Origin of the sequence: Arthrobacter mobilis (assembly GCF_012395835.1) — a bacterium.
GTDB classification, from domain to species: domain Bacteria; phylum Actinomycetota; class Actinomycetes; order Actinomycetales; family Micrococcaceae; genus Crystallibacter; species Crystallibacter mobilis.
Genome location: NZ_JAAZSQ010000016.1, coordinates 69,786 through 92,262 on the forward strand (window position 1 = coordinate 69,786; position 22,477 = coordinate 92,262).

21 protein-coding genes are annotated in these 22,477 nt (G+C 68.7%); 19 read left to right on the top strand and 2 right to left on the bottom strand.

The window, feature by feature from the left end; translation table 11 throughout:
• The first annotated feature begins 71 nt into the window (after window positions 1-71).
• Window positions 72-1,622 carry an AAA family ATPase gene (locus HGG74_RS15095; RefSeq protein WP_168487647.1) on the top strand — a complete coding sequence of 517 codons (1,551 nt, stop codon included), beginning with the start codon at window positions 72-74 and terminating at the stop codon, window positions 1,620-1,622.
• Window positions 1,623-1,711: 89 nt separating this feature from the next.
• Here HGG74_RS15095 and HGG74_RS15100 read toward each other — a convergent pair whose 3' ends face one another.
• Window positions 1,712-4,267: a DEAD/DEAH box helicase gene (locus HGG74_RS15100; protein WP_168487648.1), complete on the bottom strand. Its 2,556-nt coding sequence runs from the start codon at window positions 4,265-4,267 to the stop codon at window positions 1,712-1,714.
• 106 nt (window positions 4,268-4,373) lie between these two features.
• Between HGG74_RS15100 and HGG74_RS15105 the strand changes: the two genes are divergently transcribed.
• Genes HGG74_RS15105 through HGG74_RS15115 form a run of 3 tightly spaced genes read left to right on the top strand, consistent with a single transcriptional unit; the run spans window position 4,374 to window position 6,258 of the window.
• Window positions 4,374-4,754: a VOC family protein gene (locus tag HGG74_RS15105; protein ID WP_168487650.1), complete on the top strand. Its 381-nt coding sequence runs from the start codon at window positions 4,374-4,376 to the stop codon at window positions 4,752-4,754.
• A gap of 8 nt (window positions 4,755-4,762) precedes the next feature.
• On the top strand, window positions 4,763-5,545 hold the full coding sequence (locus tag HGG74_RS15110; RefSeq protein WP_168487652.1) for a trans-aconitate 2-methyltransferase: 783 nt from the start codon (window positions 4,763-4,765) through the stop codon (window positions 5,543-5,545).
• Complete coding sequence (locus HGG74_RS15115; RefSeq protein ID WP_205761988.1) at window positions 5,542-6,258, top strand: PIG-L deacetylase family protein; 717 nt, start codon at window positions 5,542-5,544, stop codon at window positions 6,256-6,258. The genes HGG74_RS15110 and HGG74_RS15115 overlap by 4 nt, the downstream gene beginning before the upstream one ends.
• A 15-nt stretch (window positions 6,259-6,273) precedes the next feature.
• Here HGG74_RS15115 and HGG74_RS15120 read toward each other — a convergent pair whose 3' ends face one another.
• Window positions 6,274-6,924 carry an MBL fold metallo-hydrolase gene (locus tag HGG74_RS15120; protein ID WP_376766145.1) on the bottom strand — a complete coding sequence of 217 codons (651 nt, stop codon included), beginning with the start codon at window positions 6,922-6,924 and terminating at the stop codon, window positions 6,274-6,276.
• 190 nt (window positions 6,925-7,114) lie between these two features.
• Here HGG74_RS15120 and HGG74_RS15125 point away from each other — a divergent pair, with 190 nt between their 5' ends.
• The 15 genes from HGG74_RS15125 (at window position 7,115) to HGG74_RS15195 (ending at window position 22,477) form a co-directional block, all read left to right on the top strand.
• Window positions 7,115-7,498, top strand: a complete 384-nt coding sequence (locus HGG74_RS15125; protein WP_168487653.1) for a GntR family transcriptional regulator — start codon at window positions 7,115-7,117, stop codon at window positions 7,496-7,498.
• 73 nt (window positions 7,499-7,571) lie between these two features.
• The gene (gene uvrA / locus HGG74_RS15130) at window positions 7,572-10,469 is read left to right on the top strand and encodes an excinuclease ABC subunit UvrA (protein ID WP_312856865.1); all 2,898 of its coding nucleotides are present in this window, start codon (window positions 7,572-7,574) and stop codon (window positions 10,467-10,469) included.
• A 47-nt stretch (window positions 10,470-10,516) separates the two neighbouring features.
• Window positions 10,517-10,912, top strand: coding sequence for a VOC family protein (locus HGG74_RS15135; protein WP_168487655.1), 396 nt, complete (start codon window positions 10,517-10,519; stop codon window positions 10,910-10,912).
• Window positions 10,913-11,014: 102 nt separating this feature from the next.
• Window positions 11,015-11,743, top strand: a complete 729-nt coding sequence (locus HGG74_RS15140; protein WP_312856866.1) for an HAD hydrolase-like protein — start codon at window positions 11,015-11,017, stop codon at window positions 11,741-11,743.
• 4 nt (window positions 11,744-11,747) lie between these two features.
• The gene (locus tag HGG74_RS15145) at window positions 11,748-12,416 is read left to right on the top strand and encodes a lysophospholipid acyltransferase family protein (protein ID WP_168487656.1); all 669 of its coding nucleotides are present in this window, start codon (window positions 11,748-11,750) and stop codon (window positions 12,414-12,416) included.
• A 59-nt stretch (window positions 12,417-12,475) separates the two neighbouring features.
• The gene (uvrC, locus tag HGG74_RS15150) at window positions 12,476-14,476 is read left to right on the top strand and encodes an excinuclease ABC subunit UvrC (RefSeq protein WP_168487657.1); all 2,001 of its coding nucleotides are present in this window, start codon (window positions 12,476-12,478) and stop codon (window positions 14,474-14,476) included.
• A gap of 58 nt (window positions 14,477-14,534) precedes the next feature.
• Window positions 14,535-15,434 carry an RNase adapter RapZ gene (rapZ, locus tag HGG74_RS15155; RefSeq protein WP_168487658.1) on the top strand — a complete coding sequence of 300 codons (900 nt, stop codon included), beginning with the start codon at window positions 14,535-14,537 and terminating at the stop codon, window positions 15,432-15,434.
• The gene (locus HGG74_RS15160; RefSeq protein ID WP_168487659.1) at window positions 15,435-16,484 is read left to right on the top strand and encodes a gluconeogenesis factor YvcK family protein; all 1,050 of its coding nucleotides are present in this window, start codon (window positions 15,435-15,437) and stop codon (window positions 16,482-16,484) included. It begins immediately after the preceding gene.
• A gap of 38 nt (window positions 16,485-16,522) precedes the next feature.
• The gene (gene whiA / locus HGG74_RS15165) at window positions 16,523-17,503 is read left to right on the top strand and encodes a DNA-binding protein WhiA (protein ID WP_168487661.1); all 981 of its coding nucleotides are present in this window, start codon (window positions 16,523-16,525) and stop codon (window positions 17,501-17,503) included.
• A gap of 162 nt (window positions 17,504-17,665) precedes the next feature.
• Window positions 17,666-18,295, top strand: a complete 630-nt coding sequence (locus tag HGG74_RS15170; RefSeq protein ID WP_168487663.1) for a superoxide dismutase — start codon at window positions 17,666-17,668, stop codon at window positions 18,293-18,295.
• A 184-nt stretch (window positions 18,296-18,479) separates the two neighbouring features.
• Window positions 18,480-19,487, top strand: a complete 1,008-nt coding sequence (gene gap, locus HGG74_RS15175; RefSeq protein WP_168487665.1) for a type I glyceraldehyde-3-phosphate dehydrogenase — start codon at window positions 18,480-18,482, stop codon at window positions 19,485-19,487.
• 39 nt (window positions 19,488-19,526) lie between these two features.
• Entirely contained in the window at window positions 19,527-20,768 is a 1,242-nt protein-coding gene (locus tag HGG74_RS15180) for a phosphoglycerate kinase (RefSeq protein WP_168487667.1), read from the top strand.
• A 4-nt stretch (window positions 20,769-20,772) separates the two neighbouring features.
• Window positions 20,773-21,588 carry a triose-phosphate isomerase gene (gene tpiA, locus HGG74_RS15185; RefSeq protein WP_168487669.1) on the top strand — a complete coding sequence of 272 codons (816 nt, stop codon included), beginning with the start codon at window positions 20,773-20,775 and terminating at the stop codon, window positions 21,586-21,588.
• 59 nt (window positions 21,589-21,647) lie between these two features.
• Window positions 21,648-21,899 carry a preprotein translocase subunit SecG gene (gene secG / locus HGG74_RS15190; protein WP_168487671.1) on the top strand — a complete coding sequence of 84 codons (252 nt, stop codon included), beginning with the start codon at window positions 21,648-21,650 and terminating at the stop codon, window positions 21,897-21,899.
• Window positions 21,900-22,090: 191 nt separating this feature from the next.
• Window positions 22,091-22,477 (top strand): RNA polymerase-binding protein RbpA, encoded by a 387-nt coding sequence (locus tag HGG74_RS15195; protein ID WP_246262928.1) that lies wholly within the window; start codon window positions 22,091-22,093, stop codon window positions 22,475-22,477.

The following is a 22,477-nucleotide window of genomic DNA, read 5'->3' on the forward strand; positions in this document are numbered from 1 at the left end:
GCCGCGCCAAACCGGCCGCCAGGTGACCTGTCCCGGCCGGACGGCGCCCGTGCCGCTGGTAGGGTCGGGAGATGGAGGGGAAACTTCAGGCTTTCATCGAGGACTTTGCCGCCTTGGTGCGGCTGGCCGAACGGCAGCACGCCCGCGCGGCCGGCGGGGAGCAGTTGCTCGAAACGCTGAGCGGACACCTGGGCATACCGGCGGACGAACTGCCGGTGGTGGTCGAGGAAGTCCCCGGCCACCGGTTCGCCGACGCCGACATCCTGCTGGCCGAAGCCGCCGAGGCGGATCCGGAGCACCGGCTGGTGGGAATCGGCGGGGGAGACCAGCGCCACCACTTGTCCCTGAGCGATATGCTCCAGCAGTCCCGGCACTATCCGCAGTTCCCGCTGTCCCAGCCCGACTATGCCAACGTTGCGGTCGGACCGGCACGGCAGCGCCAGGCCGTGTCCCTGGGGCTGCGGCTGTTTAGGCACGGTCCCGGCGGGGAGCCGCTGGCGGTGCTGATCCGGGCTGCCAATCCGCGTTACGGACAGAACGCGGCGCTGCTGGAGGTGCTGGGCCGGGACCCGCGGCACGTGGCCGCCTTCCTGGCGGCGTTCCGCGCGGACATGCAAACGCGCAGCGTGCTCAAGGGACAGGTTGTCTCGCTGACCATGGACCCCTTCGGCGATTCCGGCTCCGGAGTCACCTTCCACGAACGTCCGCGGCTGGCTGCCGCGGACGTGGTCCTGCCCGAGGGGCTGCTGGACCGGATCAGTCGCCACGCGGTGGAGCTTGGCGGCCACCGGGAGCAGCTGCGCGGCCTGGGCCAGCACCTCAAGCGAGGCATCCTGCTGTACGGGCCGCCGGGCACCGGCAAGACGCACACCGTGCGGTACCTGCTCGGCCGCAGCGACGGTACGACGGCGATCATTCTCTCCGGCGGGTCTCTGGCATTCATTGCCGAAGCGGCGCGGATGGCCAGGGCACTGCAGCCGTCCATGATCATCCTCGAGGACTGCGACCTGATCGCCGGGGACCGCAGCTTCGGCCACGGGCCGCAGCCCCTGCTCTTCGAGGTGTTGGACGCCATGGACGGGCTCGACGACGACGCCGACGTCGCCTTTGTGCTGACCACCAACCGGGTGGACATGCTTGAACGCGCGCTGGCCCAGCGTCCCGGCAGGGTCGACCTCGCCGTCCAGGTCCCGCTCCCCGAAGCCGGTGAGCGGGCGGCGCTGCTGCGTTTGTATGCCCGGGAGCTTGCCTTCAGCGACGATGCCATTGCCCGGGCGGCGGAACTGACCGCCGGAACCACTGCTTCCTTCGCCCGGGAACTTGTCCGCCGCGCCGTCGTCGCCTCGGCGCTCTCCGGCACCGATCCCGCGGACCCGCACCTGCTCGACGCCGCCGAAGAGCTGATGAGCGACGGCGAGGCGTTGACCCGCAGCCTGCTCGGCAGCGCCGGGGGCGTCCGGAGCGAGGAGGCCGGGCCGGACCCGGCAGCCTCGTCCGGCTATTTCGCCTATGCGCCGCTGTCCGGCAGGACGTTCAGCGGCCGCGGCACCATGGCCGGCTATACCGGGGGACCGGAGCTGCACGCCGAGGCCCCGGAGAGTCCCGCGGATCCCGAGGAGTAGGTCCGCCCAGGAAGCAATTGGCAGGACGTTCCTTCAACGGGACGCCTGCTGGCCAATTTTTCTGCAGAGTCCATCCGCCTGCCGGTGTTTCAGGGCAGGGGCGGGCCGACGGAGAGGACCGTCACCGCGGCGGTGCCGGTTTCATTGCTGGCCGCCAGGTCCACCTCGGCGTTGATGCCCCAGTCGCGGTTGCCCGCCGGATCGTCGAAGATCTGCCGGACCTGCCATACCTTCGGGCCCTCGTCGATGATCAGCAGGGCCGGGCCGCGGGCGTCGGGCCCGGTGCCGATGTCCTCATACTCCTCGAAGTACCCGTCCATCGCCTCCGCCCAGCGGCCGGCGTCCCAGCCGGAATCGGCATCCAGCGCGCCGAGGGCCTCCTCATCCTCGTCCGCGAACAGCTCCACCCGGCGGAACAGTTCGTTGCGGACCATGACCCGGAAGGCACGGATGTTGTCGGTCAGCCGGGGCGGTTCCTTGGTCAGGACGGACTCAGCGGCATGCTCGGCGGCCAGGTCCGCGGCCCCGGCGCCGGAGGCGAGCTCCTCCCACTCGTCCAGCAGGCTCGAGTCCACCTGGCGGACCAGTTCGCCCAGCCAGGCAATGATGTCCTCGAGGTCCTCGCGCAGCGCCTCGGTGGGCACGGTCTGCCGCAGCGCCTTGTAGCAGTCCGTCAGGTACCGCAGCACGATGCCCTCGCTGCGGGCCAGCCCGTAGAACTGGACGTACTCGCCGAAGTTCATCGCCCGCTCGTACATGTCCCGGACCACCGACTTGGGCGACAGCTCGAAGTCGCCGACCCAGGGAGCCGCGCGCCGGTAGGTCTCGAAGGCCTGGGTCAGCAGGTCGGCCAGCGGCTGCGGATAGCTGACCTCCTCCAGCAGGGCCATGCGCTGCTCATACTCCAGCCCATCGGCCTTCATCGCGGCCACCGCCTCGCCGCGGGCCTTCTTTTCCTGGGCCGCGAGGATCTGCCGGGGCTTTTCCAGGATCGCCTCGATCACCGAGAGCACGTCCAGGGCATAACTGCCGCCTTCAGGGTCCAGCAGCTCCAGGCTGGCGACGGCGAACGGGGCCAGCGGCTGGTTCAGGGCGAAGTTCTCCTGCAGGTGGACCCGCAGCCTGACCATCCGCCCGTCCTCGTCCGGTGCCTCCAGGCGTTCCACCAGGCCGGCGGCCAGCAGCTCCCGGTAGATCCCCAGGGCGCGCCTGATCAGCTTCAGCTGCGCGGGCCGGGTTTCGTGGTTGCGGGTCAGCAGCCGCCGGGCGGCGGCGAACGGATCCCCGGGCCGTTCCAGCAGGTTCAGCAGCATGGCATGGCTGACCGTGAAGCTGGAGGTCAGCGGCTCCGGGTCGCTTTCCACCAGCTTCTTGAACGTGGCCTCGCCCCAGCTGACGAACCCGGCCTGCGGCTTCTTCTTCACCACCTGGCGCAGCTTCTTCTGGTCGTCGCCGAATTTGGCCACGGCCTTGGCCATCGCCTTAGTGTTCTCCACCACGTGTTCGGGGGCCTGGACGACGACGGTGCCTGCGGTGTCGTAGCCGGCCCGGCCGGCGCGGCCGGCGATCTGGTGGAATTCCCGGGCGTTCAGCAGCCGGGTGCGCACGCCGTCGTACTTGCTCAGGGCGGTCAGCAGCACGGTGCGGATCGGCACATTGATGCCCACGCCCAGGGTGTCGGTGCCGCAGATGACCTTGAGCAGGCCGGCCTGGGCCAGCTGCTCCACCAGCCGGCGGTACTTGGGCAGCATGCCGGCGTGGTGGACGCCGATGCCGTGGCGCACCAGCCGGTTCAGCGTCTTGCCGAAGCCGGCGGCGAAGCGGAAGCTGCCGATCAGCTCCGCGATCCGGTCCTTCTCCTCGCGGGTGCAGACATTGATGCTCATCAGGTTCTGCGCGCGCTCGATGGCCTCGACCTGGCTGAAGTGGACCACGTACACCGGCACCTGCCTGGTGGCCAGCAGTTCCTCGAGGGATTCCTGCACGGTGGTCGTCACGTAGTAGTAGTGCAGCGGGATCGGCCGTTCCGCCGAACTGACGGTGGTGGTGGCCCTGCCGGTGAGCTCGGTGAGCTCCTTCTCGAACCGGGCCACGTCGCCGAGGGTGGCGGACATGAGCAGGAACTGCGCCTGCGGCAGCTCCAGCAGCGGCACCTGCCAGGCCCACCCGCGCTGCGGATCCGAGTAGTAGTGGAACTCGTCCATCACCACCGGGCCCAGGTCGGCGTCCGCGCCCTCGCGCAGCGCGATGTTGGCCAGGATTTCCGCCGTGCAGCAGATAATGGGCGCGTCCTGGTTCACGGCGGAATCCCCGGTGACCATACCCACGTTCTCCGGCCCGAAGATATCGCACAGGGCGAAGAACTTCTCCGAGACCAAGGCCTTGATCGGGGCCGTGTAGTAACTGCGCTGCCCCGTGGCCATGGCATGGAAATGGGCGGCGACAGCCACCATGGACTTGCCCGAGCCCGTGGGCGTGGCGAGGATGACGTTGTTGCCGGTGACCAACTCCATGACGGCCTCGTCCTGGGCCGGGTAGAGCTCCATGTTCCGGCTTTCCACCCACTCCACGAACGAGGTGTAGGTTCGGTCGGGGTCGGTGGAGGAGACGGCGGAGGCTGCGGGCAGCTGGTCAAGAAGATTCATGTTCCTTCCAGCTTATGATGTCTGGTCCCTGCCCGTTGTACGCCCTAGGCTGAGTCCTGCGCGGACGGGCCGCGCAGCGGGCGCACCAAGGCTTCAGGAGGCCACCATGAGCGGACGGGTTGTGCACTTCGAGATACCGGCAGACGATACGGGCAGGGCGTCGGAGTTCTACCGCTCGGTCTTTGGCTGGAACCTCAGTCCCATGCCGGAGGTCGACTACATTGCGGTCGGAACGACCCCCGCCGACGAGCAGGGCATGCCGCTGGAACCCGGAGCGATCAACGGCGGCATGTTCAAGCGCAGTGACAACGCGCCCAGGAGCCCGGTCATCACTATCGACGTCGACGACATCGACGGCACGCTCGAGAAGATCGGCACCCAGGGCGGCTCGACCGTGGTGCCCAGGCAGCCGGTGATGGACATGGGCTACTTCGCCTACTTCCAGGACAGCGAAGGCAACGTGATGGGCCTGTGGCAGAGCGCCTAGGGCGGACCATGGACTGGGATCCGCACAAGTACCGGGAGTTCTCCGACTACCGCAGCCTGCCGTTCTACGACCTGACCGCCCGGATCACCGGCCCCGAGCCGCGCCTGGTGGTGGACCTGGGCTGCGGCCCGGGCACCCTCACCGCCTCGCTCGCGCGCCGCTGGCCCGGTGCCCGGGTCATCGGCGTGGACTCCGCTCCCGAGATGCTCCGGCAGGCCCGGCAGATCCAGGACGAACCCAACCTGGAATTTGCCGAGGGGGACATCGCCAACTGGGAGCCGCCGCCGGGCCTTGACGTCCTGGTGTCCAACGCAGCCCTGCAGTGGGTTCCCGGCCACCTGGAGATGATGCGCCGGTGGCTGCAGCAGATGCAGGCCGGCGCCTGGCTGGCCATCCAGGTGCCGGACAATTTCGACGCCCCCTCGCACGCGCTGATGCGCGCGCTCGCAGATTCGCCGCGCTGGCACGACAGGCTCTCCGGAGTGCTCCGGCACGAGAACGCCGTGGGATCGGTGCTGGACTACCTGCGCCTGCTGCTGGAAGGCGGCTGCGAGGCGGAGGCCTGGACCTCCATCTACGAGCACGTCCTGCACGACCAGGACCCGGTCCTCGAATGGGTGCGCGGCGCCGGGCTCCGGCCGCTGCTCGCAGCCCTAGACGAGGAGGAAGCCCGGGCCTTCGAAGCGGAATTCGCCCGGATGCTCCGCGAGGCTTACCCGGCCACCCCGTACGGCACCATCTACTCCTTCCGGCGGATCTTCGCCGTCGGCCAGAAACAGGGCCCTGCATGAGCGGACTGGAGCCGATGCCCACGGACTGGGACCGGGCGCTGGTGCTCATGGCCCATCCGGACGACGCCGAGTACGGGGCGGCCGCAGCGGTGGCCGAATGGACGGGCCAAGGCAAGCAGGTCGCCTATGTGCTGGCCACCAGCGGGGAGGCAGGCATTGCCGGGCTGCCCCCGGCCGAATCAGGCCCGCTGCGGGAGGCCGAGCAGCGGGCCGCCTGTGCCGCGGTGGGCGTGGACAACCTGGTCTTCCTGGATTATCCCGACGGGCGGCTGGAGCAGACCCTGGACCTGCGCCGCGATCTCGCCCGGGCGATCCGCCGCTACCGCCCGGACGGGGTGGTCACGCTCAACCACCGGGAAACCTGGGCCCCGGGACGCTGGAACTCCCAGGACCACCAGGTCTTCGGCCGTTCCGTGCTCAACGCGGTGGCAGATGCCGCCAACGAGTGGATCTTTCCCGAGCTGGCCGAGGCCGGCCTGCCGCCGCATGCCGGCGTGCGCTGGGTCGCGGTGGTATCCTCGCAGCCGACGCACGCCGTCCCGGTGGGCAGGGAGAGCGTGGAGAAGGCTCTGGCCTCCCTGATGGCACACGAGCGCTACCTGCAGGCGCTCAGCCCGCGGCCGGTGCGCGAGCAGGCCCTGGAACAGGTCCGGATGGTCACCGGGCCGGACGAGGCCGGAGCCCGGGTGGCCTTCGAACTGTTCCTGACCTAGGGCCTGCCCCACTCTCTACCAGCCGCGCTCTTTCCATTCCTGCAGGTGCGGCCGTTCGGCTCCCAAGGTGGTGCCCTTGCCGTGGCCCGGGTGGACCACCGTGTCATCGGGCAGGTAGGCGAAGACCCGGTCCACTACGTCCCGGTACAGCGAGGCGAAGCGCGCCGGATCCTTGTCGGTGTTGCCAACGCCGCCGGGGAACAGTGAGTCGCCGGTGAACAGATGGGCCGGGCCGTGCGGGTCCCGGTAGAGCAGGGCCACGCTGCCGGGGGTGTGGCCGCGCAGCTTGATCGCCTCGAGTTCGAAGCCGTCGAACCAGCGGATGTCGCCGTGTTCGAGGGCAATGTCCGTAGGCACGGCGATGGCATCGATGTCCTCGGTGCCGGCCGCCGTCGGGGCACCGGTGGCCTCGACCGCCTCGGTGAGCGCGCGGACGTGGTCCCAGTGGCTGTGCGTGGTGACGATCAGCTTCACCTGGGCCTGGCCGGTGCCGCCCTGCGCGTAGTCCGCGGCGCCTTCGTCCAGGAGCTTCCGGATGGCCGAGAAATCGTCCGCGGCGTCGATCAGCACCTGGTCCCCGGAGGTCTTGGAAGTCAGCAGGTACACGTTGTTGTCCATGGCGCTGACGGACACGCTGCGGATGGTCACGTCGGTGAGGTCGATCATGCGGCCCAGTCTACGGGAGGGCCCCGCCCCAAGCGGAGCGAGGGGTTGGGAGGCCGGTAGACGCTACCGGAGGGTGGACGGCGCCAGCGGCTGGCTGTCGACGATCTGCGGCGGGGATGTCATTCTGGTGGTGCCGGCGTATGGGGGCCGGGGACAACGCTGGAGGACAAGGGGCAGGCGGGGCGGGGGAATGGAAGCTGATCAATTCGACTGGCGGCTGAACCGGGACAGTGCTGTCGCGCTCTTCGAACAGCTGCGGCTGCGGATCATCGAGGCGGCGGACAGCGGTGAACTGCCGGTGGGGACGAAGCTGCCGCCGGTCCGCAAGCTGGCCGAGCACCTGGGCGTGGTGCCCAACACCGTGGCCCGCGCCTACCGGGAGCTGGAGACGGCCGGCCGGGTCGACACCCAGGGGCGGGCCGGAACAGTGGTCAGCGCCGGCGCGGCCCGTTCCGGCCAGCTGCTCGCCGCGGCCGCGGAGGACTTCGCCCGCGTGGTCCACGCGCAAGGGATCGAGACCGCCGCGGCGCTCGCCGCGGTCAAGGCCGCAGTGGAACGGCTGGCCGCGCAGTAGCGCACCACCGGGCCGCCGTCGTCGCCCGCCCCCGCGGGCAGGTTCGAAAGAAGTTTCGACTAGACTGGTAGGCGTGCTTAAAGCGAGTGAATCCGCAAGTTCCGTCCTGAGCCACGCCGCCAAGCCCGATTTGTCACGCCTCGTGGTCAAGGGCGCCCGCGAACACAACCTTCGCAACATCGACCTGGATCTGCCGCGCGACTCGATGATCGTGTTCACCGGGCTGTCCGGTTCCGGCAAGTCCTCCCTGGCCTTCGACACCATCTTCGCCGAGGGCCAGCGCCGGTACGTGGAATCGCTCTCCGCCTACGCCCGGCAGTTCCTCGGCCAGGTGGACAAGCCGGATGTGGACTTCATCGAGGGGCTCTCGCCCGCGGTGTCGATCGACCAGAAGTCCACGAGCAAGAACCCCCGCTCCACCGTGGGCACGATCACCGAAATCTACGACTACATGCGCCTGCTCTGGGCGCGCGTGGGCCGGCCGCACTGCCCGGTCTGCGGCGAGCCGGTGGCCCGGCAGACTCCGCAGCAGATTGTGGACCAGCTGCTCGAGCTCGAGGAAGGCACCCGCTTCCAGATCCTGGCCCCGGTAGTGCGCGGGCGCAAGGGCGAGTTCGTGGAGCTGTTCCGTGAACTTTCCGCGAAGGGCTACTCCCGCGCCATGGTGGACGGCAAGCTCATCCAGCTTACGGAGCCGCCCAAGCTCGGCAAGCAGTTCAAGCACACCATTGAGGTGGTGGTGGACCGGCTGGTGGCCAAGGACGGCATCCGGCAGCGCCTGACCGACTCGGTGGAGACCGCTCTCGGACTGGCCGACGGCCGCGTGCTGGCCGACTTTGTGGACCTGGACGAGGAGGCGCCGGGCCGGACCCGGGCGTTCTCGGAGAACCTGGCCTGCCCCAACGAGCATCCGCTGGCGATCGACGAGATCGAGCCGCGGTCCTTCTCCTTCAACAATCCCTTCGGTGCCTGCCCGGCCTGCACCGGCATCGGGTCCAAGCTGGAGGTGGACGAGGACCTGGTGGTGCCGGACCCGTCGCTGAGCCTGGCGGAAGGGGCGATTGCGCCCTGGGCCCTGGGCACGGCGACCCTCGAGTACTGGACACGGCTGCTGGAGGGGCTGTCCCACGAGATGGACTTCTCCATGGATACCCCGTATGCCAAGCTGCCGGCCCAGGTCCGCAAGGCGGTGCTGCACGGCAAGGACCACAAGGTGGTAGTCCAGTACCGCAACCGCTTCGGCCGGGAGCGCAAGTACAGCACCGGCTTCGAGGGGGCGGTGCAGTACATCCAGCGCAAGCACCAGGAAACTGAGTCCGACAACGCCCGGGACCGCTACGAAGAGTACATGCGCGAGATTCCGTGCCCGGAGTGCAACGGCGCGCGCCTGAATCCGGCGTCGCTGTCCGTGCTGATCAACGGGAAGTCGATCGCCGACGTCTGCGCGCTGCCGCTGCGCGAATGCAGCGACTTCCTGGGCGCGCTGACGCTGTCCGGGCGCGAGGCGCAGATTGCCCACCAGGTGCTGATCGAGATCCAGGCCCGGCTGCGGTTCCTGCTCGACGTCGGCCTGGAGTACCTGAACCTGGAACGCGCCGCCGGCACGCTCTCCGGCGGCGAGGCCCAGCGCATCCGGCTGGCCACCCAGATCGGTTCCGGGCTGGTCGGCGTGCTGTATGTGCTGGACGAGCCCTCCATCGGCCTGCACCAGCGGGACAACCGCCGGCTGATCGAAACCCTCACCCGGCTGCGGGACCTGGGCAACACGCTGATCGTCGTCGAACACGACGAGGACACCATCCACGAAGCGGACTGGGTCGTGGACATCGGTCCGGGCGCAGGTGAGCACGGCGGGCAGGTGGTGCACTCGGGTCCGTTGAAGGAGCTGTTGGACAACGAGCAATCCATCACCGGGGACTACCTGGCCGGCCGGCGCAAAATCGAAGTACCGGCGGAGCGCCGCACTGTGGACCGAAAGCGCCAGCTCAAGGTGGTCGGCGCCCGCGAGAACAACCTGCGCGGCATCGACGCAGCCTTCCCGCTGGGCGTGTTCACCGCGGTTACCGGGGTGAGCGGCTCCGGCAAGTCCACGCTGGTCAACGACATCCTGTACAAGGTGCTGGCGAACAAGCTCAATGGCGCCAAGCACGTGGCCGGCCGGCATACCCGGGTCGAGGGCCTGGACCACCTGGACAAGGTCATCCATGTGGACCAGAGCCCGATCGGCCGCACGCCGCGGTCCAACCCGGCCACCTACACGGGGGTCTTCGACCACATCCGCAAGCTCTTCGCCGAAACCAGCGAGGCGAAGGTCCGCGGCTACCTGCCCGGGCGGTTCTCCTTCAACGTCAAGGGCGGCCGCTGCGAGGCCTGTTCCGGCGACGGCACGCTGAAGATCGAGATGAACTTCCTGCCTGATGTCTACGTCCCCTGCGAGGTCTGCCACGGTGCGCGCTACAACCGGGAAACCCTCGAGGTGCACTACAAGGGCAAGACGATCGCCGATGTGCTGGACATGCCCATCGAGGAGGCCGCGGAGTTCTTCGCCGCGTTCACCCCGATCGCCCGGCACCTGAACACCCTGGTCGACGTCGGCCTCGGCTACGTGCGCCTGGGCCAGCCGGCGACCACCCTCTCCGGCGGCGAGGCGCAGCGGGTGAAGCTGGCCAGCGAGCTGCAGAAGCGCTCCAACGGCCGCAGCATCTACGTCCTGGACGAGCCGACCACCGGCCTGCACTTCGAGGACATCCGCAAGCTGCTGCTGGTGCTGCAGTCGCTGGTGGACAAGGGCAACACCGTGATCACCATCGAGCACAACCTGGACGTGATCAAGAGCGCCGACTGGATCGTGGACCTCGGCCCTGACGGCGGCTCCGGCGGCGGGCAGATCATCGCCTCCGGCACCCCGGAAGAGGTAGCCAAGGCAGAGATCAGCCATACCGGCAGGTTCCTGGCGGAGATCCTGGGGTGACTCCCGGGGCATTGCCTGCCGGTCCGGAGGTGCTGTAGCGTCCGTGCATGCTGCGCGGAATAAGCACTGTCAGTTTCTGGACCACCGACCTGCCGTCAGCGGTGCAGTGGTACACGGAGCTGCTCGGCCACGGGCCCTATGTCCAGCGGCCCGGCTATGCGCAGTTCCGGATCGGCGACTATGAGCAGGAACTGGTGCTGATCGACGCCCAGGACGCTCCCGTCGGCCACGCGATCGATCCTGGGGGCGCCATCGTCTACTGGCATGTCGACGACGTCGCCGGCTTCCGCGACCGGGTACTGGCCGCTGGCGCCCGGGAGCTTGAGCCGGTGACCGACCGGGGTGACGGCCTGGTCACTGCTTCGGTCGTGGACCCCTACGGCAATGTGCTGGGCTTCGTGTACAGCCGGCACTTTTTGGACCGGCTGCCGCCGTCGTCCTGACGGACAGTCCGGGCGCGGGTCCGTGCCCGCCGGGGCCGGCGAAGTATTCCCGCCCGGGCATGCGTGTGCGCAAACGCCCTGCTGGTGTGGAAAAATGCCTTGGTGACTTCCTTTCCGGCCCTGGTGCTCTTCGATCTCGACGGAACGCTGGTCGACCCGGCCGGAGCCATTACCGGAGGCATCGGGAGGGCACTGTCGGCGGCCGGCCTGCCGGTTCCGCCCGCGGCCGTGCTGGACTCCATGGTCGGGCCGCCCCTGGGGCAGTCCCTGCGCCGGCTGGCAGCGGTGCCGGAGGAGCGGGTAGCCGAGGTGATCCGGCTGTACCGGAGCGAATACCGGGAGCGCGGAATGGCCGCGAGCCGGGTCTACCCGGGGGCCGAAGCCTTGCTGGGACGGCTGCGGGAGCGGGGCTTCCGGCTGGCCGTGGCCACGCAGAAGCCGGCGCCGATTGCCGTGCAGCTGCTGCGGGTGCAGGGGCTGTCCGGATACTTCGACAGCGTCCACGGCGCCGAACTCGACGACACGGACGGGACGCCGGCCGCCGGCCACGGCAAGATCCAGATCGTGGCCGCGGCGCTGGCAGCCGGGGCTGCCGCTGCCGGCGGTGACCTGCCGGTTCCGGCGATGATGGTGGGGGACCGCCACTTCGACGTCGAAGCAGCCGTGCACCATGGGATTCCGGCGCTGGGAGTCGCGTGGGGATTCGCCGCCGAAGGTGAGCTGGAAGCGGCCGGGGCGGCCGCCGTCGTCCGCAGCGCAGAGGAGTTGGAGGAGCATTTGATGCAGTTGGCAGGCATGGCTGCCGTGGCCGGGCCGGCGGCGGGTCGGTAGGGCGATGGAGTTCTTTGAAGCCACGCGGGCCACCTTCCGCGCCGCCATCCGCAGCACCTGCCGTCCCACTGTCGAGGGGCTGGAGAACTTCCCCAAGGAGGGGCCGGTCATCGTTGCCCCCAACCATCAGTCCTTCCTGGACAGCATCATTGTCCAGGCGCTGATGCCGCGGAAGGTCGCCTTCTTCGCCAAGGCCGAATACTTCACGGCCAAGGGCCCCAAGGGCATGTTCTCGCGGTGGTTCTTCAGTAGCGTGGGCTCGATCCCGGTTGAGCGGGGGGAGCAGGCTGCCAGCGTGGCTGCGCTGCAGACGGCCCTGGAGGTCCTTGAACGCAACGAGGCCTTTGGCATCTATCCGGAGGGAACCCGTTCCCGTGACGGGCTGCTCTACCGGGGCCGCACCGGGGTGGGCTGGCTGGCGCTGACCACCGGGGCACCGGTGCTGCCGGTGGGCCTGATCGGCACGGACAAGCTGCAGCCGGCGGACAGCATGAGGATCACGCCCCGGCACTTCACCATGAAGGTCGGCACCCCGCTGTATTTCGATAAAGTGGGACCAGACCATTCGCTGCCCGCACGCCGGGCGGCGACGGACAAGATCATGGATGCGATTGCCGAGCTGAGCGGCCAGGAGCGGGCCAGCACGTACAACCAGACCAAGTCCACGGAATAGCCACAGCGATAACCACAGCGGACAGAGCAGCGAACCTAGCGGGAAACAGAAGAGCAGTCATGGCGGACCCCTCCAGCTACCGGCCGCGGACGGGCGACATCCCTACCAACCCCGGCGTCTACCGGTTCCGGGACGAGCACGGGCGCGTCATTTACGTGGGCAAGGCGAAGAACCTGCGGTCCCGGCTGACCAGTTACTTTGCGTCCCCGGGAACGCTGCAGCCCAAGACCCGGACCATGGTGCATACCGCCGCCTCGGTGGAATGGACGGTGGTGGGCAGCGAGCTCGAAGCCATCCAGCTGGAATACACCTGGATCAAGGAATTCACGCCCCGGTTCAACATCATGTTCCGGGACGACAAGTCCTACCCGTACCTGGCTGTGACCATGTCCGAGAAGTTTCCCCGGGTCCAGGTGATGCGCGGGGAACGGCGCAAGGGCACCAAATACTTCGGTCCGTTCTATCCGGCCAAGGCCATCCGCGAAACGGTGGACACCCTGCTGCGGGTGTTCCCGGTGCGCACCTGCAGCAACGGCGTCTTCAAGCGTGCCGAGGCCACCGGCCGGCCCTGCCTGCTCGGCTACATCGACAAGTGCTCGGCGCCGTGCGTGGGCAGGATCTCGCCCGAGGACCACAAGGCGCTGGCGGCGGAGTTCTGCGCCTTCATGGGCGGGGAGGCGGGACGCTTCATTACTGCCCTGGAAAAGAAAATGGCTGCTGCCGTCGCTGAGCTCGATTACGAGTCGGCGGCCCGCTACCGGGACGACATCGCGGCGCTGAAGAAGGTTTTCGAACGCAACGCCGTGGTGCTGTCCGAGGACACCGACGCCGATGTGTTCGCCCTGGCCGAGGACGAGCTCGAGGCCGCGGTGCAGGTCTTCCATGTGCGCGGCGGGCGGATCCGCGGCCAGCGCGGCTGGGTGGTGGAGAAGGTCGAGGACAGCACGCCGGCGGACCTGGTGGAGCATCTGCTCCAGCAGGTCTACGGCGACGCCGAGGGGCCGGACCGCATCCCCCGCCAGGTGCTGCTGCCCTCCGAGCCGGAAAATGCCGTCGAACTCGAAGAGTGGCTGCGCGGGCTGCGGGGCAGCCGGATGGAAATCCGGGTGCCCCGGCGCGGGGACAAGGCGGCGCTGCTGGCCACGGTCCAGGAGAACGCCGACCAGGCCCTGGCGCTGCACAAGAGCCGGCGGGCCGGGGACATCACCACGCGCTCGGCCGGACTGCAGCAACTGCAGGAGGCGCTGGGTCTGCCTGTTCCCCTGCTGCGGATCGAATGCTTCGACGTCTCGCACGTCCAAGGCACCAATGTGGTGGCTTCGATGGTGGTGGTCGAGGACGGGCTGCCCAAGAAGGCCGACTACCGGCGCTTCGCGATCACCGGGGACGCGGCCCGGGACGATACCGCCTCCATGTACGACGTGATCAGCCGGCGCTTCCGCAACTATCTGGCGGACCAAGCGGCGTCGAAGCAGCCGGCAGCGGACAGGGGTGGCGGCGAGGTGCTGGCGGACACGACCACGCCCGCCCCGCGGGCCAAGTTCGCCTACCCGCCCAACCTCGTGGTGGTCGACGGCGGCCCGCCGCAGGTTGCTGCCGCCTCCCGGGCACTGGCAGATCTGGGCATCACCGGCATCCATGTGGTGGGCCTGGCCAAACGGCTGGAGGAAGTCTGGCTGCCCGACGACGAATTCCCGGTCATCCTGCCACGCGCCTCCGAGGGGCTGTACCTGCTCCAGCGCATCCGGGACGAAGCGCACCGCTTCGCCATCAGCTACCACCGGCAGAAGCGGGGCAAGTCCATGACAGTCTCCGTTCTGGACGGGATCCAGGGCCTGGGGCCGGCCAAGAGCAAGGCACTGCTGAAGCATTTCGGCTCGGCCAAGCGGCTCAAGGCCGCCGGCGTGGAGCAGCTGCAGCAGGTGCCCGGCATCGGACCTGCCCTGGCCGCCTCCATCCGGCGCCAGCTGGACGCTGCCGAGGCCGCGCCGGGCCTGGACGGGGCGGGGGAGCAGGCACCGGCGGTGAACATGGCCACCGGCGAAATCCTGGAATCTTAGTTAGGCTTGAGGCGGCGCAGGAACATCCGCTGCGCAGGGATCTGGACGGGAAGGCTACATGTCGACGGAAGAGGATTTCACGCCCGTTAAGCCGGCGGAATCCGAATTGCTGGTGGTGACCGGCATGTCCGGTGCCGGGCGGACCACCGCCGCCCACGCGCTGGAGGACCATGGCTGGTACGTGGTGGACAACCTGCCGCCGCAAATGCTCGGCACCCTGGCCGAACTCGTGGCCCGCACCCCGGAGTCGCTCCCGCGGCTGGCCGTGGTGATCGACGTACGCAGCCAGGCGCTGTTCCGCGACATCCAGGATGCCATGCACGGCCTGGCCTCCAGCGCGATCAACCACCGGGTGCTGTTCCTGGATGCCTCCGACGAGGTGCTGGTGCGCCGCTTCGAACAGGGCCGCCGGCCACACCCGCTCCAGGGCGGGGGCCGGATTTCGGACGGCATCCGCGCCGAGCGCCGGCTGCTGGCAGGGCTGAAGGACAGCGCCGACCTGGTCCTGGACACCTCGGACATGAACGTCCACGCCCTGGCCACCGAAATCACCCAGCTGTTCTCCGATGACGGCCCGATCACCCTGCGCCTGAACGTGATGAGCTTCGGCTTCAAGTACGGCCTGCCGGTGGACGCGAACTATGTGGCGGATGCCCGCTTCATCCCCAACCCGCACTGGGTCCCGGCGCTGCGCCCACACACCGGGCTGGAAAAGCAGGTGAGCGATTTCGTCCTGGTCGATTCCGGTGCCGCCGAATTCGTCAAGCGCTATGTCTACGCCCTCGAGCCGGTGCTGGAAGGCTACCGGCAGGAAAACAAGCACTACGCCACGATCGCCGTCGGCTGTACCGGCGGCAAGCACCGCTCGGTGGCGGTGGCCGAGGAGCTGGCCAAGCGTCTGGCCCAGCTGCCGCGGGTCAAAGTCACGGTGACGCACCGGGACCTGGGACGCGAGTAAGTGGCCCTGCTCACCGGATCGCTGCCGCGCATTCCCCTGCCCCAGCCGGCCGGGACCGGCACCAGGTACCAGGAACCGCCGGCCGTGGTGGCCTTGGGCGGCGGGCACGGGCTCTCCGCCTCGCTGGCCGCGCTGCGGCTGCTGACCACCGAACTGACGGCAGTGGTAACGGTAGCCGACGACGGCGGGTCCTCGGGCCGGCTGCGGCGGGAACTGGGGGTGCTGCCGCCGGGGGACCTGCGGATGGCGTTGGCGGCCCTGTGCGACGACACCGAGTGGGGGCGCACCTGGCGCGATGTCATGCAGCACCGCTTCAAGTCCGCCGAACACTCCGAAGGCAGCCTGGACAACCACGCCGTCGGGAACCTGCTGATCGTCACGCTCTGGGAGCTGCTGGGCAATCCGGTGGCCGGGCTGCAGTGGGCCGGCGCCCTGCTCGGCGCCCGCGGCCAGGTCCTGCCGATGGCCACGGTGCCGCTGACCATCGAAGGGGACGTGCTGACCGAAACCCCCGATGGGCGGCTGCGCACCGAGACCGTCACCGGCCAGTCCAAGCTGGCCGCGGTGGGCAAGGACTGCCACGTCAACGACGTGAGGCTGATCCCGGCGGACGCCCCGGCCTGCGGCGAGGCGCTGGAGGCCATCGAACTGGCGGACTGGGTGATCCTGGGGCCGGGCTCCTGGTACACCTCCGTGCTGCCGCACCTGATGCTGCCGCAGTTGCGGGACGCCCTCTGCCGGACCACGGCGCGGCGCGTGCTGACCATGAACCTGGCCACCGACACCAAGGAGACTTCCGGGATGAGCGCCGCGGACCATCTGGCGGTGATCCAGCGCTACGCGCCGGAGATGCGATTCGACTACGTCCTGGCCGATCCGGGTGCCGTCGAGGACCGCGGGCGCTTCGAGCAGGCGGCCGGACGGCTCGGGGCACAGGCGGTGTTCGGTAAAGTGGGAACCTTGGGCGGGCTCCCCGTCCATGATCCCCTGCGGCTGGCCGCGGCCTACCATGACATTTTCGGAGGCAGCGCAGAGCATGCGCATGCCTAGCCAGCCGCATAAGCACTAAGTAAGTAAGGACCGGTTCGATGGCGCTGACGGCAGCAGTCAAGGATGAGCTTTCCCGCCTGGAAATCAAGAAGTCCTCGGTACGGAAGGCGGAAGTTTCCGCGATGCTCCGCTTCGCCGGCGGGCTGCACATCATTTCCGGCCGCATCGTCATTGAAGCCGAGGTGGACCTGACCGCCACGGCCCGCCGCCTGCGCGCAGCCATTGCCGAGGTCTACGGGCACAACAGCGAAATCATCGTTGTCTCCGGCGGCGGTCTGCGCCGGGGCAACCGCTATGTGGTCCGCGTGGTGCGCGACGGAGAGTCGCTGGCCCGGCAGACCGGCCTGCTGGACGCGCGCGGCCGGCCGGTGCGCGGCCTGCCCTCGGTGGTCGTCAACGGTTCAGCCGCCGACGCCGAGGCCGTCTGGCGCGGCGCGTTCCTGGCGCACGGTTCGCTCACCGAGCCCGGCCGCTCCTCCTCGCTGGAGGTCACCTGCCCGGGTCCCGAGGCTGCCCTGGCCCTCGTGGGCGCCGCCCGCCGGCTGGGGATCACGGCCAAGGCCCGCGAGGTCCGCGGTGTGGACCGCGTGGTCATCCGGGACGGCGACACCATCGCCGCGCTGCTGACCAGGATGGGCGCCCACGACGCCCTGATGGTCTGGGAAGAACGGCGGATGCGCAAGGAGGTGCGGGCCACGGCCAACCGACTGGCCAATTTCGACGACGCCAATCTGCGCCGTTCGGCGCAGGCCGCCGTCGCCGCCGGGGCACGGGTGGAGCGCGCGCTGGAAATCCTGGGCGAGGACGTGCCGGACCATCTGCGCTATGCGGGCGAGCTGCGCGTAGCCCATAAGCAGGCCAGCCTCGACGAACTGGGCCGGCTGGCGGATCCGCCCATGACTAAGGACGCGATCGCCGGGCGCATCCGGCGCCTGCTGGCGATGGCGGACAAGCGGGCTGTAGAGCTGGGCATTCCCGGCACGGAGGCCAGCGTGACGCCTGACATGCTGGACGGGTGAAACATCCCTGGCGTCGACCGGCCTCCCACTAGACTGGGGACTACCCGGGCCCGACCCGGGGCGGGCCGTTGACGGCCAGCGCCAAGCTTCCGGACGGAACCGCCGTCCGGTTGGTCAATCGACAGGCCGCCGCCGGCGGCCGGAGTATCTACGGAGGGTTTCGTGACGAAGTACGAACTGCCTGAACTGCCCTATGACTACGCGGCCCTGGAGCCCCACATCTCGGCGCGCATCATGGAGCTGCACCACAGCAAGCACCATGCCGCCTACGTGGCCGGGGCCAACGCCGCCCTGGAGAATATGGCCGAGGCCCGCTCCAACGGCGAGGCCGCCGCCGCGGCGAAGCTGTCGAAGGACCTGCAGTTCAACCTTGGCGGGCACATCAACCACTCCATCTTCTGGAACAACCTCTCTCCGGACGGCGGTGACAAGCCCACCGGCGAGCTCGCCGCCGCCATCGACGAGTACTTCGGTTCCTTCGACAGCTTCCGCGGCCACTTCACCGGTGCCGCTACCACCATCCAGGGTTCGGGCTGGGCAATCCTGGCCTACGAGCCGCTCGGCGGGAACCTGGTCATCGAGCAGATGTACGACCAGCAGAACGGCGTGCCGGTGGCCACGACCCCGCTGCTGCAGCTGGACATGTGGGAACACGCCTTCTACCTCGACTACCAGAACGTCAAGGCCGACTACGTCAAGGCCTTCTGGAACATCGTGAACTGGGCCGATGTGGCCGCCCGCTTCGACGCCGCCCGCAGCGGAGCTGCTTCCCTGATCACCTTGGGCAAGTAGCCACCATCCTCATGGGCGCGCTTTGGGCCTAAGATGTTGGCTGGAAGGCCTGTCCCGCACGCCCCTGCGGCCGGGGCGCCTTCCAGCCAGCTAGGGCCGGGCGCCCCGCCGCATGTTCGCGGGCGGCGGGACGGACGGCCGCGCTAGGTCCGAACTATCCGCCGATGCAAGGAGATAGATTCAAGTGACTACTCGTGTGGGAATTAACGGTTTCGGGCGCATCGGACGCAATTTCTTCCGCGCGGCCCTGGCCCGGCAGGCGGATCTTGACATAGTCGCCGTCAATGACCTGACCGACGCACGCACCCTCGCCCATCTGCTCAAATACGACAGCATCATGGGGCGGCTGTCCGAAAGCATCGAAACCAAGGACGGGAATATCGTCGTCGACGGTGCCGCGGTGCAGGTGCTGGCCGAGCGGGATCCGGCGCAGCTGCCGTGGGCCAAGCTTGGCGTCGACGTTGTGATCGAATGCACCGGCTTCTTCACCAAGGCAGGGGATGCCCGCAAGCATCTGGACGCCGGCGCGAAGAAGGTGCTGATTTCCGCCCCGGCCAAGGACGAGGACATCACTATCGTCATGGGGGTCAATGACGGCCGGTACGATCCCGCCGCCCACCACATCATCTCCAACGCCTCGTGCACCACCAACTGCCTGGCGCCGCTGGCCAAGGTGCTCAACGACCGTTTCGGGATCGAGCGCGGCCTGATGACCACGGTGCATGCCTACACCGCCGACCAGAACCTGCAGGACGGCCCGCACCGGGACCTGCGCCGGGCACGCGCGGCCGCCCTGAGCATCACCCCGACGACCACCGGGGCGGCCAAGGCGATCGGCCTGGTGCTGCCGGAACTGAAGGGCAAGCTGGACGGCTACGCCCTGCGCGTGCCCGTGCCCACCGGCTCGATCACCGACCTGACTGCCACCGTCTCCCGTGAGGTCAGCGTCGAGGAGGTCAACGAGGCCTACCGGGACGCCGCCGCGCAGGAGCAGTGGGCGGGCATCCTCACGTATACCGAGGATCCGCTGGTGTCCGCGGACATTGTGAGCGACCCCTCTTCATGTACCTTCGACGCGGGCCTGACCAAAGTCATCGGCAACGAAGTTAAGGTGCTGGCGTGGTATGACAATGAGTGGGGCTATTCCAACCGGCTCGTCGACCTTGCCGAGTTGGTGGCATCCAAGCTTTAACCCGGCTTTAATCTCGCACACCCGCGGCTAAAGGAAGATATGACTGCACACGCTCTCGATGAACTGCTGGCCGGCGGCGTCCGCGGACGCCATGTCCTGGTCCGCTCGGATCTGAACGTACCGCTGGACGGGGACGTCCCGTCCCTGAAAGTGGCCGACGACGGCAGGATCCGGGCCTCGCTGCCGGTCATCCGCAGGCTCGCCGAGGCAGGTGCCCGCGTCCTGGTGATGGCGCACCTGGGCCGCCCCAAGGGCGCGCCGGAGCCGAAGTACTCCCTGCGTCCGGCATACGAGCGGCTCAAGGAACTGGCCACGTTCACCGTGAAGTTCGCCGAAGACACGGCAGGTGAGCAGGCCCGTGCCCTGGCCGCGGAGCTGGCCGACGGCGAAGTGCTGGTGCTGGAGAATGTGCGCTTCGATCCCCGCGAAACGAGCAAGGACGACGCCGAGCGGGAGGCCTTCGCCGCCGAGCTGGCCGCGCTGACCGGGGACAACGGCGCGTACGTGGACGACGCCTTCGGCGCGGTGCACCGCAAGCACGCGAGTGTGTACGACATCGCCGCGAAGCTGCCCGCCTACCAGGGCGATCTGGTCCGCACCGAGCTTGAGGTGCTCAACCGGCTGACCGACGTGCCGCAGCGGCCCTACGTGGTGGTCCTGGGTGGTTCGAAGGTTTCGGACAAGCTGGCCGTGATCGAGAACCTGATGGGCAAGGCGGACTATATCCTGGTCGGTGGAGGCATGGTGTTCACCTTCCTGGCCGCCCAAGGCCACAAGGTCGGCGCCAGCCTGCTGGAAGAGGACCAGCTGGATATCGTGCGCGGCTACCTGGCCAGGGCCAAGGAAGCCGGCTGCAGCTTCGTGCTGCCCACCGACATCGTGGTCGCGGAGAAGTTCGCTGCGGACGCGGCCTTCGAGGTGGTCCCGGCCGACGACATGGAGTCCTCCAGCTTCGGTGCCGCCGGCCTCGGCCTGGACATCGGGCCGGAGTCGCAGGAGCGCTTCGCCCAGCAGATCCACTCGGCCAACACCGTCTTCTGGAACGGGCCGATGGGCGTCTTCGAATTCCCCGCCTTCGCCGGGGGCACCCGGGCCGTGGCCAAGGCGCTGACCGGCAGCGAAGGATTCACCGTCGTCGGCGGCGGGGATTCGGCTGCCGCAGTGCGCAGCCTCGGGTTCGACGACAACGCGTTCGGTCATATCTCGACCGGCGGCGGCGCGAGCCTGGAATACCTTGAGGGCAAGGCCCTGCCGGGCCTGACGGCGCTGGATCGGGGCTGAGCGCATGACTGCTTCAACCAACGGCAAATATGACCGCACGCCGCTGATCGCCGGCAACTGGAAGATGAACATGGACCATGTCCAGGCCATCACCCTGCTGCAGAAGTTGGCCTGGACGCTCAGCGACGCCCGGCACGACTTCAAGCGGGTGGAGGTCGCGGTCTTCCCGCCGTTCACCGACCTGCGCGGCGTGCAGACCTTGGTCCAGGGAGACGACCTTGAGGTCGTCTACGGCGGCCAGGACCTTTCCCCGCACGACTCCGGTGCCTATACCGGGGATATCTCCGGCCAGTTCCTCTCGCGTCTGGGCTGCCGCTACGTCCTGGTGGGCCATTCGGAACGGCGCACGATCCACGGCGAGAGCGACGAACTGCTCCAGGGCAAGGTACAGGCCGCCTACCGCCACGGCCTGGTACCCGTGCTCTGCGTCGGCGAAGGCCTCGAGGTGCGGCAGTCCGGCGGCCACGTGGAGCACACCCTGGCCCAGGTGCGCGCGGACCTGGCCGGTTTGGACGCCGAGCACGCCGCCCGGCTGGTTATCGCCTATGAACCGGTCTGGGCCATCGGCACGGGCGAGGTGGCTGGTCCTGCCGACGCCCAGGAGATGTGCGCGGCGATCCGGGCCGAGCTCGTCGAGCTGTACGACGCGGACGTGGCCTCGGGCGTGCGCCTGCTGTACGGCGGATCGGTGAAGGCCTCCAACGCCGCGGCCATCCTGCGCGAGCGCGACGTTGACGGGGTGCTCGTCGGCGGTGCCAGCCTTGACGTGGCCGAGTTTGCTAACATTGTCAGGTTTGAACACCACCTGCTGACCAACTGATTCCGTCCCCCCGGCCGGCATCGGGTCCGCCGGGGGAACTCCGTGCGTGAAAGGCCAACGTGGACGCTCTGAAGATCGCCCTGCAAATCGTGCTGGGACTGACCAGCCTGCTGCTGACCCTGCTGATCCTGCTGCACAAGGGCCGTGGCGGCGGCATGTCTGACATGTTCGGCGGCGGCATGAGCTCCAGCCTGGGCTCCTCCGGGGTGGCCGAGCGGAACCTGAACCGCTTCACCGTGGTCCTCGGCCTGACCTGGGGCGCTGTGATCGTCGCCCTCGGCCTCATTCTGCGTTTCAGCGCAGAATCCTAGGGAGTCGGGGCTCCCGCGGTGTCGGCTTCGCCGCCACGGCGGGGCCTTCGCGCCCCACTCGAAGTTGGCGGCCGGCCGTGTTTTCTGGAATTTTTCCGGGACAACACGGCCGGCTGTTTTCGTGGTGGCCGGGTAGTGCTGCGGCTAAGCTGGTGTGCGGCAAGGACGTGCGCTTATCAACGGAGATGACCATGGCTAATGCATCGAACCCGTTCCGCGGCATCCGCATCGGCTCCGCATCCGGCGCCGGACTCGCCGGCTGGCAGGCCGAAACCGGGCGTTCCCCGGCCGTCGTCCACAAACATCCGGTAACCTACCGGTGCCCGCTGGGCCACGAGACCACCCCGGTGTTTGCGGACCTGGCGGAAGAAGAAATCCCCGAGTACTGGGACTGCCCGCGCTGTGGCCGGGCCGGCAGCCGCCGTCCGGGGACGCAGCCCGGCGCTGTCGGGCCCGAACTCTACAAGAGCCACCTGGACTACGCCAAGGAGCGGCGCTCCCCGGCGGAGGCCGAGCAGGTCCTGGCCTGGGCGCTGGGACAGCTGCGCCGCAGCCGGGGGGAAGAACCGGCCGGCTGA